General features: G+C 66.6%; 13 protein-coding genes. 5 read left to right on the forward strand and 8 right to left on the reverse strand.

Features of this window, described 5'->3' with window-relative positions:
- Positions 1–29 precede the first annotated feature (29 nt).
- Positions 30–443, forward strand: coding sequence for a DUF5319 domain-containing protein (locus tag NA5_RS06755; RefSeq protein ID WP_040686729.1), 414 nt, complete (start codon positions 30–32; stop codon positions 441–443).
- Positions 444–660: 217 nt separating this feature from the next.
- On the opposite strand, the gene NA5_RS06760 is transcribed toward NA5_RS06755, so the two are convergent.
- From NA5_RS06760 to NA5_RS06770, 3 genes are all read right to left on the reverse strand, one after another.
- Positions 661–1,737, reverse strand: a complete 1,077-nt coding sequence (locus NA5_RS06760) for an anti-sigma-D factor RsdA (protein WP_062982993.1) — start codon at positions 1,735–1,737, stop codon at positions 661–663.
- Complete coding sequence (locus NA5_RS06765; RefSeq protein ID WP_040686727.1) at positions 1,730–2,308, reverse strand: sigma-70 family RNA polymerase sigma factor; 579 nt, start codon at positions 2,306–2,308, stop codon at positions 1,730–1,732. The genes NA5_RS06760 and NA5_RS06765 overlap by 8 nt, the downstream gene beginning before the upstream one ends.
- 127 nt (positions 2,309–2,435) lie before the next feature.
- Entirely contained in the window at positions 2,436–3,299 is an 864-nt protein-coding gene (locus NA5_RS06770; protein ID WP_245672122.1) for a hypothetical protein, read from the reverse strand.
- A gap of 626 nt (positions 3,300–3,925) precedes the next feature.
- On the opposite strand from NA5_RS06770, the gene NA5_RS06775 reads away from it, so the two are divergent.
- The 3 genes from NA5_RS06775 (at position 3,926) to NA5_RS06785 (ending at position 5,388) form a co-directional block, all read left to right on the forward strand.
- Positions 3,926–4,219, forward strand: a complete 294-nt coding sequence (locus tag NA5_RS06775) for a WhiB family transcriptional regulator (RefSeq protein WP_014981828.1) — start codon at positions 3,926–3,928, stop codon at positions 4,217–4,219.
- Positions 4,220–4,559: 340 nt separating this feature from the next.
- Positions 4,560–5,135 (forward strand): sigma-70 family RNA polymerase sigma factor, encoded by a 576-nt coding sequence (locus NA5_RS06780; RefSeq protein ID WP_040686725.1) that lies wholly within the window; start codon positions 4,560–4,562, stop codon positions 5,133–5,135.
- A gap of 1 nt (position 5,136) precedes the next feature.
- Entirely contained in the window at positions 5,137–5,388 is a 252-nt protein-coding gene (locus NA5_RS06785) for an RskA family anti-sigma factor (RefSeq protein WP_062982997.1), read from the forward strand.
- Positions 5,389–5,512: 124 nt separating this feature from the next.
- On the opposite strand, the gene groL is transcribed toward NA5_RS06785, so the two are convergent.
- Both groL and groES read right to left on the reverse strand, forming a co-directional pair.
- Positions 5,513–7,123, reverse strand: a complete 1,611-nt coding sequence (gene groL / locus NA5_RS06790) for a chaperonin GroEL (protein WP_062982999.1) — start codon at positions 7,121–7,123, stop codon at positions 5,513–5,515.
- A gap of 88 nt (positions 7,124–7,211) precedes the next feature.
- Positions 7,212–7,511, reverse strand: coding sequence for a co-chaperone GroES (gene groES, locus NA5_RS06795; protein ID WP_040686722.1), 300 nt, complete (start codon positions 7,509–7,511; stop codon positions 7,212–7,214).
- Between the two features lie 716 nt (positions 7,512–8,227).
- Between groES and NA5_RS06800 the strand changes: the two genes are divergently transcribed.
- The gene (locus NA5_RS06800; RefSeq protein WP_062983342.1) at positions 8,228–9,781 is read left to right on the forward strand and encodes a DUF7159 family protein; all 1,554 of its coding nucleotides are present in this window, start codon (positions 8,228–8,230) and stop codon (positions 9,779–9,781) included.
- Between the two features lie 525 nt (positions 9,782–10,306).
- On the opposite strand, the gene tsaD is transcribed toward NA5_RS06800, so the two are convergent.
- Genes tsaD through tsaB form a run of 3 tightly spaced genes read right to left on the reverse strand, consistent with a single transcriptional unit; the run spans position 10,307 to position 12,605 of the window.
- The gene (gene tsaD, locus NA5_RS06805; RefSeq protein ID WP_062983001.1) at positions 10,307–11,350 is read right to left on the reverse strand and encodes a tRNA (adenosine(37)-N6)-threonylcarbamoyltransferase complex transferase subunit TsaD; all 1,044 of its coding nucleotides are present in this window, start codon (positions 11,348–11,350) and stop codon (positions 10,307–10,309) included.
- Complete coding sequence (rimI, locus tag NA5_RS06810) at positions 11,347–11,850, reverse strand: ribosomal protein S18-alanine N-acetyltransferase (protein ID WP_062983343.1); 504 nt, start codon at positions 11,848–11,850, stop codon at positions 11,347–11,349. The genes tsaD and rimI overlap by 4 nt, the downstream gene beginning before the upstream one ends.
- Positions 11,851–11,891: 41 nt before the next feature.
- A complete protein-coding gene (gene tsaB, locus NA5_RS06815; RefSeq protein ID WP_062983008.1) occupies positions 11,892–12,605 on the reverse strand; it encodes a tRNA (adenosine(37)-N6)-threonylcarbamoyltransferase complex dimerization subunit type 1 TsaB in 714 nt (237 codons plus the stop codon).
- Positions 12,606–12,679 lie beyond the last annotated feature (74 nt).

Raw genomic sequence — 12,679 nt, forward strand, 5'->3', positions numbered from 1 at the left:
GAGCCCCCTGTTCTGCGTACCGTGGGGGTGTGCGTGACCATCTACCACCTGGCTTGCCGCCGGATCCGTTCGCCGGAGACCCCTCCGACCCGTCCGCCGCGCTCGATGCCATCGAGCCCGGTGAACCGCTGGATCCCCACGAGCGCCTTGCGGTCGAGGAGGATCTCGCCGACCTTGCGGTGTACGAGGCACTACTAGCGCACCGCGGCATCCGAGGACTCGTGGTCAGCTGCGAAGACTGCAGACAAGATCATTACCACGACTGGGACATGCTGCGCGCCAACCTGCTTCAGCTGCTGGTCGACGGCACGGTGCGCCCGCACGAGCCCGCCTACGACCCGATGCCGGAAGCGTATGTCACCTGGGATTACTGCCGGGGATACGCGGACGCCTCGATGAACGAGGCCTTCCACGGCGACGGATTCGACGGGTTCGACAGCTGACATCGCGCGCCCACACAGCGCGCTGACGCGCGGGCGCGATGTGAAATAGCTGACATACAAGAAGCCGACCGCCGGTCGGCGATCGGTTCATGCACGATTATTCGGATGCCCGCGCACCCACGCACGCGCGGAAGTGGCGGATATGCATCCGCCACAGCGCTTCTGCTGGATCGAGCGCTTTTCACGAACCAAAGCGCTGTTGGAGTATCGACTCCGATTAAGTGGCCGGGCCCGATCCGGGCAACCCCGGCAAAGACGGCAAACCGGTGGGAACCACGAACGTCGGCGGCTGCTGATAAGTCGGGGGTTGCGCAGGCGGGCCGGTATCCGCGCTCGGCACGACCCCCGTGGGCTTGGGTACCACGGTGGTCGGCGGAGCCTGGGGCGGTTGACTGGGCTGGGTCGGCTGTTCCGGAGTGCTTACCGGCGGCGCGGTGGTCGGCGGTGTCGACTGGCCCGGTGAGTTCGCGCCCGTCGACGGCACCTTCGTATCGACCGGCGGAACCACCGATGAGGTGGAACCGGTCTCGCCGGAAGGCTTGGTGGTCGGCGAGTTGGTGGCATCGGTTGCCGCCGGGTTGGGCGTCGTCGGTGTCGTGCTCACCGCGAGCGACTTGCCGATCTCCGGAGCGATCTTGTTCAACTCCGCGAGCAAGAGGTTGAATTCGTTGATTCGCTTGTCCCGCTTGACCGGATCGTCGATCAGCTCCGCATTCGCCTTGGCGCCCTCCAGCCTTGCCCTTGCCTGCTCTGGATTGTCCTGAGCGAGCGCCGCTTTCGCGGTAGCAAGATCGCTGTCGGCACGCTGTACCACGGTCGACTGCGCCTGTTCGCTGAACACGACTTCCTTGACCCGCCAGAGCGGATCACCCGGAGCGGCGCCATAGGAGAACGCCGACAGACCACCGATGACCAGAGCCAGCGCGGCGGCCGTCCCGAGAATCGGACGGATAAGCCGTAGTCGCCCACCGGACTGCGCACCGATACGGACCTGCCGGGCGCCGATCTCCTGATTGACCGCGGCAACGATCTCGTCCAGGTTCGGTCCGGCGGGCAGCGGCGGAGAAATCAGCTCCGCTCGCCAGTCCGCAAGCAGCGAGGCGAGCTGAAACTCCTCCGCGCTATCGGTCTGTACCGGGCCGTTGCTAGCAATGGCATCGATCAGCGCATCGTCTCTGCGCACCGCCGCGATGTCGACCGGACCGGTGTCACCGCTCCCGGCATAGGGACCGCTATTCCGCGATCCACGTCGCGCCTTCCAGTCGCCCCGACCGCGCTCGCCATCCCTAGCCATACATTTCACCTGCCCTCGCCACTTGTGACTTCAGTTTCGCGAGCGCCCGGTGTTGGGCGACGCGTATCGCACCCGCCGTACTGCCCACGGCGACTGCGGTTTCCTCTGCTGACAAACCCATGACCAAACGCAGGATCAGAATCTCTCGATGCTTCTCCGGAAGCGTCGCGAGCAGGCTGTTCATCTGCCTGCTCGTTTCGGACTCGAGAGCTCGCTGTTCCGGCCCCTGGTCGGTGGATATGACATCTGGTACTTCGGCCATTGCCTCCGCCTTGTTACGGGCGGCGTTGCGATGAGCGTCGGCAACCTTGTGCGAAGCGATTCCGTATACGAAGGCCATGAAGGGCCTGCCCTGGTCCTGATACCGGGGCAGAGCTGTCATCACGGCCAGACATACCTCCTGCGCAACGTCGTCCGCGGAGAGCTGTCCACGCTCCGCGGCGCCGATCCGCGCGCGGCAATAGCGCACCACCAACGGGCGGACCAATTCGAGTACCTGGGCTAAAGCGGATCTGTCGCCCTGCGCAGCGGCAGCGACGGCGAGGTCCAACTCTTCGCCCGTGTTCGTCATCGTCAGAGAATTTCCTGGCGTTACAAGTGGCACCGGCGGTGATGACCAGTGCTTCCGCCGAAGGGGCGGAACGGGTCTAACAATAGCGATACAACGCGTGGATCCGGGCAACACGGTGGTCTGTTGATCAGACTCGGGAATCACTCATGGGACGAAAGTGCCCGCCACGACGGCCGATGGTCTGCGCGCACTCCCGCGCATCGGTTGCCGCGGCGCTCGCGCGAGCCCCCGAGCACACGCCGGAGCGCAACATCGAACTGGCCCAACGCAATGGGAGCAATCCGTGCTCGCGGCACTGCTCGGCGACCGTATCGGCGAGCGTGCTCGCGCGTTCGATATCACCGGATGCCGCGGCGGTCGCGGCGACCAGGAGCCGGGACTTGATCCGGTGTCGGACCGAGGGTCCGTCCTCGGCCAGCGCGAGGGCCGTCGCGGCATGGGGTGCGGCGGTTTCGGCGGCGCCGGAAGCGAGTGCGGTCTCCGCGCAGACCCAATGCCAGCGGATCAGGGTTCGCCAGCCGTGCGGTGACTGCGCCTGGGTCATCGCGTCATGGCTGCGCCGGAGCAGCCGGGCCGCGAGCGCCAGGCGGCCGGTGCCGAGCGCGTCGGCCGCCAGACCTGTCAGCGCGTCACAGATCGCGTCCACGCGAGCGGGTCCGATCGCATCTCCGGTCGGCAGGATCAACGCGGCCGCGCGGCCGTCGTAGGCGGCGGCGCGGGCATGCCAGCCGAGCTGCCGCAGAAACGAGCCTTCGGTACTCGCGGCCAGCGACAGCAACACCGGATCGGTGGTGCGCGCGCGCAACACCCGCAACTCTTCGCGTGCCGCGGCGTAGCAGCCCTGACCACCGAAAATCACCGCCCGATACCAGCAATCGAGCGGGCTCACCGCAGCTGGCAACTCGGCAGCGGCACGGCCGGGACAGGTACCGAAAGCCGCGTCGGCAAGCATGGCGGACTCGATATATATGGGGGAAGCGGGCACGAGCACGGCCGAACTCTAACCCGCGCGCGGGCAGGCGCCCGCGCGAGAGAAACCGGCCGTCAGGTACTTCCGGCTAATATTGAGCATTTCCTCGCCGCCGCGATGTTTCCATCAAGTAAAAGTACTTCTGGCAATCACATAGCGTGTGTGACCGGAATTCACATGCGTTTCGCGCAATTAACCTCAGCGCCCCGTTTCTGCCATCTCCGATCGAACGGACATCGCAGCGGCCGGTCGACGATGTGATAGGACCCACGTCCGCGCCTACTCGCTACCACTCGAGGATGCAACCGTCGACCCGTTCCCACCTGCGGGAATGCGGAATACTGATGCCATGCGAAGACATACCGGCCTCTGGTCAACCGATCAGTATTACCGGACGGCTCTGAAAAGTAAACAGCTTCGAGGTTAAATTTCGCAGCTTAAGATTTAGAAAACTGCTGCATCGAACTATTGACGGAATTTCGCGGCTGGACCTAACGTAGCTCATCGCCACGGTCGGCGCCGCGCGAAATTGCAGCGACCGCAATAGGCGAGCCCCATGGCACGCCGCCGACCCAGCGCCGTGGCCACAACTGTTGCAGAACAACTGCTCGACAACGCTGACGAGCTCGCACCATGAGGAGTTCACCATGCCCATGCCGACCCACCTCCCCGGACCGAACGCGGACGTCTGGGACTGGCAGATGCGGGGATCGTGCCGCGGTCAGGATTCCGCGGTGTTTTTCCACCCGGATGGTGAACGCGGCCGCGCCCGTACCGCCCGCGAGATGCGCGCCAAGGAGATCTGCCGGGCCTGCCCGGTGCTCATGCAGTGCCGCAGCCACGCGCTCAAAGTCAGCGAGCCGTATGGCATCTGGGGCGGTATGTCCGAAACCGAGCGCGAGATGCACGCCCGGCGCAACCGTCGTCGCATGGCCGTTTGAGCCAACTTCTTCCCATCCACGCGTCGCGGCGCGCCGAATGCCTAGCAAACACCCGGCGATGGCCACAAGCCGAAGTCGGTTGTGCATACGGCGTTTCGCGAAAACCATCGGCGTGTCACGGCGTGTCCCCCCGCCAGAAACGCCTGGCGTGTCGAGGTTTACAGGGAAGTTGCTAGTCGGTACGCGGTTCGCTGACACCCCACCGCACGGGGTCCGATAGCGGCCCGCTACGGTAGTGACCGATGACACAGAATGGAGCGTTGTGACAACGCGGCCGCCGGCCGCAGAGGGCGACTCGTTCCGAAGAGAAGCCATCCCACCCACCATTGCTTCCAACCGGGTGGAATCTGCGGTAACGGCACGCGCCGCCGAAAGTATCGAACTCGCCGCACTTCTCGAACGTTGCGGCCGGTCCGACCAGGAGGCATTCGCCGAGCTCTACGACCGAACGTGCGCGCGCGTATTCGGTCTGGTGCTACGCGTCCTACACGACCCCGGCTACGCGGAGGAGACCACCCAGGAGGTGTATCTCCAGATCTGGCGGACCGCGTCCAGTTTCGACGCGACCAAAGGTTCCGCGGTGACCTGGTTGATGACACTCGCGCATCGGCGGGCCGTCGACCGGGTCCGCGCCGAACAGGCCCATACCCTGCGCGAAGTCGCTTACGGGATAAGGGTTCTCGGTAACGAATTCGATGAGGTCACCGAAGAAGTAGAGCGAAGGCTCGAGCAGCAGGCCGTCCAGCAGGGTCTAGGGACATTGACACAGACTCAGCGGGAAGCCATTTCGCTCGCCTACTACGGCGGGCGAACCTACGCGGAAGTCGCCGACTTCCTCGGCGTAGGGTTACCGACCGTTAAGTCCCGTATACGGGACGGATTGACACGACTGAAGAAAAGTTTGGGGGTGACGTGAGATGAACGAAGCCCGGATCGATCTCGCGCACGCCGTCGCGCTCGGATCGATCGACGACGAAGACCACAATGCGGTACAGGAAGTGCTCGACGGCGAGGACCCCGCACTACGCGCGGAATTCGTGACCGAGGTCCAGCAGACGGCCGAAGTCCTCGCCGCTCTCGCGGAGGCGACGGCGGCCGAGCCGCCCGCCGCCCTGCGCACCAGATTGCTCGCCGCCATCGCCGCTGAGCAGCCACCCGTCGCCTCTTAGAACTTCGCCGACGCGTCGCGATTGATATTTTCCGACTTCTCGCGCGGCATTGCGTTCATATTGTTCACAAAACGAAGCCCCCGGGACGTGCGGTCCCGGGGGCTTTTTGCCGTGCGGCCTGCGCTCAGTGCGCGTGACCGTGGTGGCTGTGGTCGTGCTCCTCTTCGGCGGGCTTGTCGACCACGGCGCTCTCGGTGGTGAGGATCATCCGGGCCACCGACGCCGCGTTCACGACCGCGGAACGGGTCACCTTCACCGGGTCCACGACACCGTCGGTGAGCAGATCACCGTAGGCGAGGGTGGCGGCGTTGAAGCCCTCCTTGCCGTCGGCGACCTTGCTGACCACCACGGAACCGTCCACGCCCGCATTGGTGGCGATCCAGAACAGCGGCGCCGACAGTGCGGTACGCACCGCCTCGACACCGATGGCCTCGTCGCCCGAGAGCGAGTCGCGCAGTTCGACGAGCTTGGCGGCGGCGTGCACGAGGGCGGTGCCACCACCGGGCACAATGCCCTCGTCGACGGCGGCCTTGGCCGCGCTCACCGCGTCCTCGACCCGGTACTTGCGCTCCTTGAGCGCGGTCTCGGTGGCCGCGCCGACCTTGATCACCGCGACGCCACCGGCCAGCTTGGCCAGGCGCTCCTCGAGCTTCTCCCGATCCCAATCCGAATCGGTGGCCTCGATCTCGCGCCGCAGCTGCGCGCCGCGGGCCGCGATGTCCTCGGCGGTGCCCGCACCGTCGATGATCGTGGTGTCGTCCTTGGTGACGACCACGCGACGCGCCTTGCCGAGCACCTCGATGCCCGCCTCGCGCAGCGCGATACCCAGATCCGGGTTGACCACGGTGCCCGCGGTGACGACGGCGAGGTCGTCGAGGAAGGCCTTGCGCCGGTCACCGAAGAACGGGGCCTTCACCGCAACGGCCTTGAGGGTCTTGCGGATCGAGTTGACCACCAGGGTGGACAGCGCCTCGCCCTCGACATCCTCGGCGATGATCAGCACCGGCTTGCCGGATTCGGCGATCTTCTCCAGCAGCGGGAGCAGATCGGGCAGCGAGCTGATCTTCTCCCGGTTCAGCAGGATGTAGGCGTCCTCGAGGACGGCCTGCTGGCTGTCGGCATCGGTGACGAAGTAGGGCGAGAGGTAGCCCTTGTCGAACTGCACGCCCTCGGTGACGACGAGTTCGGTCTGCAGCGTCGAGGACTCCTCGACGGTGACGACGCCGTCCTTGCCGACGGTGGTCAGCGCCTTGCCGACCATTTCGCCGATCTCCTCGTCACGCGAGGAGACGGTGGCGACCTGTGCGATGGCCTGCTCGCCGGAGACCGGGGTGGCCAGCGCGAGCAGCGCCTCGGAGACCGCGTCGGCGGCCTTGGCGATGCCCGAACCGACCGCGATCGGATTCGCGCCAGCGGCAACGTTCTTCAGGCCCGCGCGCACCAGCGCCTGGGCCAGCACGGTGGCGGTGGTCGTGCCGTCACCGGCGACATCATTGGTTTTGGTCGCGACGCTCTTGACCAGCTGCGCGCCGAGGTTCTCGAACGGATCCTCGAGGTCGATATCGCGCGCGATGGTGACACCGTCGTTGGTCACGGTCGGGCCGCCGAAGGCCTTCGCGAGCACGACGTGGCGACCACGCGGCCCGAGGGTGACCTTCACCGCGTCGGCGAGCTTGTCGACGCCGCGCTCGAGAGCACGACGAGCCTTCTCGTCGAACTCGATCTGCTTTGCCATGTGTTTGTCAGCTCCTGTGTGTTCTGGGCCGAACGCACTCCGCCCCGGGTCGCGAAAGACACCGGGGCGGAACGCATGTGCCTATCGGCTACTTGGTGACGACGGCCAGGATGTCGCGCGCCGACAGGATGAGGTATTCCTCGCCCTGGTACTTGATCTCGGTGCCGCCGTACTTGCTGTAGATGACGACGTCGCCTTCCTTGACGTCTACCGGGATGCGGTCACCCTTGTCGGTGACGCGTCCTTCGCCGACGGCGATGACGGTGCCCTCCTGCGGCTTCTCCTTCGCCGTGTCGGGGATGACCAGGCCGGAGGCCGTCGTCGTCTCGGCCTCGTTGGCCTGGACGAGGATCTTGTCCTCGAGCGGCTTGATGTTCACGCTCGCCACGTTGAGCCCTCCACTTTCAGGGGATTTACGGTCGTCCGGAACTGTTGTCCCGGACCATCGGTATCGGTTTGTATCGAGCGACCGGCAAGCAGTCGCCAGCGGCCACTCGAACTCGACCCTGCGCATCAGCCCCGTCGTCGCGGGTGCCGGGACCCCTGCTCAGTAGTCGAACTGGCACACGCACATCACACAGTGCCGACTAGCACTCTATACATGCGAGTGCCAGCGCTCAAGGTTGGACTGTGCCAAAACCGTTGGTCCCAGGCACCGCGTGTCGTTTTCCGACACGCGTGCGCCACGCCACGCCCAGTTGTCTGGGGCTTCCCAAGACTTCGGCAAATCTGTAACGTTCGGATAACGGATTGTGACAGTATTGACGACGGTCGTGCTCCGCTCGCCGTGTTCGTCACGAACCGGCGCCGTGGGGGGAGCACCAAGCGTCACGAAACACCCAGCGCCACAGAGCAATACCGCTCCGCCATAGCAAGATCAGCGTCAGTACCGAGTTCGAACCAGCGTCACAACACCAGCGTTTCTCCACAAGAAGCTTCACCAGAGGGCAAGACCACACGTGATCCATGGCCGTCCCAGCGACCCATCCGGACAACGGGTCGGCCCGGTCCCGCGTCCGGATCGCTCGCCATCCACGCGAGCTGTCCGGCTGTCCATTCGAGATGGTCGGCGACACCATGACCATCCGCTCGAAGGGAGGTGACATGCGAACATCCCTCGGCATATCGGCCGGTAACGAGGTCGTGTGCTCGGCGCTGGTCGCTACCGCGTCCAATGGCGCGCAGAGTTTCGACTACCGCGTGGTTTCCGCGGACGCGGCCCACTCCGATCTCGGCGATCTCGTCGCGTCCTCGATCGAGCTGATGACCACCCAACTACCGACCACGCAGCTCTCCTATGACGTGTCGTTTCCGGCGCATCCGGTCGGTGCGCGCTTCGCCGGTGCGAAATCGGTCGGTGTCGATTCCGCCGCCGGTCGCCCGCCAACCAGCGTCGCGGTCGCCTATCGCAGCAAAGAGCAGGCTCAGGTGATCCGGTCGGCCACCGGCAAACTGCGCGATCTGCGGCTGGTGCCGGAAGCTACTGCGGCACTTACCTATTTGCGGCACACCGGACTCGTGGACCGCTACGACACGGTCGCCATCGTCGATCTAGGGGCTACCGGCCTCAGCGTAACCGTCGCCGACCAGGCCGATTCGACCATCCTGCGCACCGAGCGCACCGCCGCGGTCAGCGGCAATGCCATCGACGAGCTGATCTATCACCACCTCGTCGATTTGCACTACGCCCGGCGCGGCACCCGGCCCAACCGGGGCATGCTGACCAACCGCGGCCGTGCCGCCAAGGAACATCTATCAATCGCGCCGGCCGTGACCATCGATCACGTCGCCGGACAGCCGCTCAAGCTGACCAGGGCCGACTTCGAGGAACTGATCTCGGATCTGCTGCGCGAGACCGCGGTCTTCACCGCCGCGGTATTCGCACGGGCCCCCAAAATGCCGCAGGCCGTCATCGTGATCGGCGGCGGCGCCAATATTCCGGCCGTGCTGTCCACCCTCGAACACCAGCTGGCCATTCCGGTGCACACCATCGACGATCCGGAGGCGGTGATCGCGAAAGGTGCCGCGCTGGTGGCGGATTCGGCGCAGCCTTCGGTATTCCCGGTGGTCGGCGCGGCCGACGCGCCGGTCGGTACCTTTACCAAGGTCGTCGGCACGCTGGCGGGCGCCATCGTGGTGGTCGGGTTGGTCATCGGCTACGGGGTGAAGACTTTCGCGCCGACCGGAGACGACGAGATCTCCCCCGCGGGCACCACAAGCAGTGCCCAACTACCCTCGGCGCCGGTGACGGTGGCGCCACCGACCGGCGCGGGCACTTCGACCACCGGCCCGAACCGGGAGAGCACCAACCGGCCCTCCGGCGCCAGTATCCCCTCCCTCACCCCGGACCGCAGCCAACCGGCCACCTCGACCGCCTCCTCGCCCGTCGGGACCACCCCGTCCGCGCCGACACTGCGCCCGGATCCGAACCTGCCGCCGATCCCGTTCCCCGAGTTGCTCGGGCCGTTGTTCGGAAATCCGAATGCACCGGGCGCGGGGTCGTCCGGGCAGGAACGCGGTCCGGCCTCATCGGCTACGCCGACGCCGCAATTCGGGCCGACGCAGACGCCTGCGCAATCGCGGATTCCTTTCCCGCCGAGGGGGAATTCGGGGTCGAGCGCGGGACGATCGGGGCAGTTGGTCGGGCCGCATGACTGAGTGATCCCCGTCTGGGCGGCCGGAGGGGTGATGATCGTCCGGGCTGAGAGCGACCGGGTAGGCCGGGAGGGCGAAAACCGTCCGGGACGCGGGCACCGGGAGCAGGCTGGAACGTGATGATCGTCCGGACGCGAGCGACCGGGACCGAGCTGGACGAGCGAAACCGTCCAGGACGCGAGCAACCGGGAGCAAACCCGAAGAGCGAAAACCACCCAGCACGCAAGCAACCAGGAGCGGGCGGCACCAAGCGCGAGGACAGGCGCCCCCAAATGCGAGAGCAGCCACTACCTCACGCAAGGACAATCACTACCGAGCAGGCGGGGCACCCAGCGCGAGGCCACTCGACAACCACTTATCAGACACCGAGACACCTCTCGAAGGCACACCAGGCCCACAGCCCCAACCATCACAGGCACCAGCCACCGCCTCGGGTGCTGGACGGATGATCACGTGGAAACCATGGCGGCAAAACGCGAGTGGGGCCGCCACCAGTGCCACCTGATCTTGATTGCTATCCGGGGGGAGTCAGCCGACTTGGCTGACGGAGACGGGGAGGCCGGGGTCGGTGGCGACGGTTAGGGGGGATGGGGGGGCGCCGCCTGCGATTACGTGGGCGCCGAGGGCGGCGATCATTACGCCGTTGTCGGTGCACAGGCGGGGTTTGGGGACACGAAGGTGCAATCCGGCCGTGGCGCAGCGGTCTTCGGCCATCGAGCGGATCCGGGAGTTGGCGGTGGCGCCGCCGCCGAGGACGAGGGTCTCGACACCGACGTCCTTGGCCGCGCGCACTGCCTTCATGGTGAGTACGTCGGCGACCGACTCCTGGAACGATGCCGCGATGTCCGGGATCGGCAGCTCATCGGCGGTGAAGCCATTGCGCTGTGCCGCCTCGACGTAGCGGGCGACAGCGGTTTTGAGGCCGGAGAAGGAGAAGTCGTAGCGGGGATCACGCGGGCCGGTCATACCGCGCGGGAAGGCGATGGCCTTCGGATCGCCATGTGCCGCAGCGGCATCCAGCGCGGGGCCGCCGGGGAAGCCGAGGCCGAGTAGCCGGGCGACCTTGTCGAAGGCTTCGCCCGCGGCGTCGTCGACGGTGCTGCCGAGTTCGACGATCGGCTCGGACAGATCGGTGACGTGCAGCAGATGCGTGTGCCCGCCGGAGACCAGCAGCGCGACACACGGCGGCATCGGGCCGTGTTCGAGGGTGTCCACCGCGACGTGTCCGCCGAGATGGTTCAGTGCGTAGAACGGCACATCCCACGCCGCCGCATAGGCTTTCGCGGCCGCGACACCGACCAGCAGCGCACCGGCCAGTCCGGGTCCGATGGTCACCGCGAGCGCGTCGGGCTTGCTGATGCCCGCGGCGGCCAGGGCTCGGCGCATGGCGGGCACGATGGCCTCGAGATGGGCGCGCGAGGCGATCTCCGGGACCACGCCGCCGAAGCGGGCGTGCTGTTCGACGCTGGAGGCGACCTCGTCGGCGAGCAGTTCACAGGTGCCGTCGGGGTGTCGGCGCACAATGCCGACTCCCGTTTCGTCGCAGGAACTTTCGATGCCCATGACGATCACGACAGCACCTCGTTCGGCTGTGCCGATTCGGTCGGTTGCGGGCGCCAGGCCGGATTCGCGGCCAGTTCCGGTCTGCGCATGGTGTAGGCGTCGGCGCCGCTGGGGTGGTAGTAGTTCTTGCGCAGGCCGATGATGTGGAAGCCGTGCTTGGCGTAGAGCGCGATGGCGGGGGCGTTATCGGTGCGCACCTCGAGGAAGACCGGCCCGCCGCGCTTTCCCGCCTCGGCGAGCAGCGCTTCCAGCAGCATCGTGCCGACACCACCGCGATGGCAGCCGGGATCGACGCCGATGGTGTGCACCTCGGCCTCGGGATGTTCGGGATTACCGAGCAGCGCGATACCCGCGTAGCCGACCATCCGTCCGGCCTCGTCGCGCGCGACGATATAGCGGTTGTGCGGCCCGGCCAGCTCCGAGCGGAACGACACCGCCTGCCACGGATCGTCCTCGGGGAACAACAACTGCTCGAGTTCGACACAGCGTTCGATATCCGCGACGTCCATGGGCTCGATGCGAATCGCGGGTCTGCTCGGCTGCACGGCCGTCACGCTCCCGTCCGGTCGAGCGTGCGGTAGCTCCGTTCGACCGCGTCCGGTCTGCGCAGGTACAGCGGGATCAACGGTTCCGGCACGGCGCGCGCCAGCAGTGCGGCAGCCGCGACCCGCACCAGACCGGCGGGCGACGGGGTCTCGGCCGGAAGCACGGGAAGGTCGAACAGGTCCACGTGCGAGGCGGATCCGGCGATCACGGTGGCCTGCACGGGATCCAGGTCACCCGGCTTGCTCACTTCCGGGCCCTCGATGCGAAATCCGTCACGGTAGCGGGCCCAGTACACCTCGCGGCGGCGCGCGTCGGTGACCACGAGCAGTTCGCTCTCGGGTGTGATGCCCGGCAGCAGCGCGGGTTCGAGCACCGCGTCGGCGGCGATCGCGTCGAGACTGCACACGCCGTAGACCGGGATGCCGAGCGCGTCACCGAAGGCGGCGGCGGTCGCCATGCCGACCCGAAGTCCGGTGAACGGACCCGGGCCGATGCCGACCACGACGGCCTCGATATCGGCCCTGGAACGGTCTGCCTCCGAGAGGCATTCGAGGATTTGTGGGGTGAGCACCTCGGCGTGGGCGCGGGCGTCGACCCGGACGCGAGCGGCGACGGTATGCACCCGGCCCGGGGCGAGGGTGCCAGATGCGGCCTGCTCCAGTTCCACCAATCCCGCTGTTACGGCGGGTGTCGCGGTGTCGACGGCTAATACAAGCATGATTGACCCAACGATACCGGGTGGTACCTGCGCGCGGTGCGGACCTACTCGGTCGTTACGGCGCCCCGCCTATC

The sequence above is a fragment of the Nocardia anaemiae NBRC 100462 genome, from assembly GCF_001612725.1.
Lineage (GTDB): Bacteria > Actinomycetota > Actinomycetes > Mycobacteriales > Mycobacteriaceae > Nocardia > Nocardia anaemiae.

Coding starts and splice junctions, on each gene's coding strand:
- NA5_RS06760 (WP_062982993.1), bottom strand. CDS start 1,737: ATGGCTAGGGATGGCGAGCGCGGTCGGGGCGACTGGAAGGCGCGACGT.
- NA5_RS06765 (WP_040686727.1), bottom strand. CDS start 2,308: ATGACGAACACGGGCGAAGAGTTGGACCTCGCCGTCGCTGCCGCTGCG.
- NA5_RS06775 (WP_014981828.1), top strand. CDS start 3,926: ATGCCCATGCCGACCCACCTCCCCGGACCGAACGCGGACGTCTGGGAC.
- NA5_RS06785 (WP_062982997.1), top strand. CDS start 5,137: ATGAACGAAGCCCGGATCGATCTCGCGCACGCCGTCGCGCTCGGATCG.
- groL (WP_062982999.1), bottom strand. CDS start 7,123: ATGGCAAAGCAGATCGAGTTCGACGAGAAGGCTCGTCGTGCTCTCGAG.
- NA5_RS06800 (WP_062983342.1), top strand. CDS start 8,228: ATGCGAACATCCCTCGGCATATCGGCCGGTAACGAGGTCGTGTGCTCG.
- rimI (WP_062983343.1), bottom strand. CDS start 11,850: ATGGACGTCGCGGATATCGAACGCTGTGTCGAACTCGAGCAGTTGTTG.
- tsaB (WP_062983008.1), bottom strand. CDS start 12,605: ATGCTTGTATTAGCCGTCGACACCGCGACACCCGCCGTAACAGCGGGA.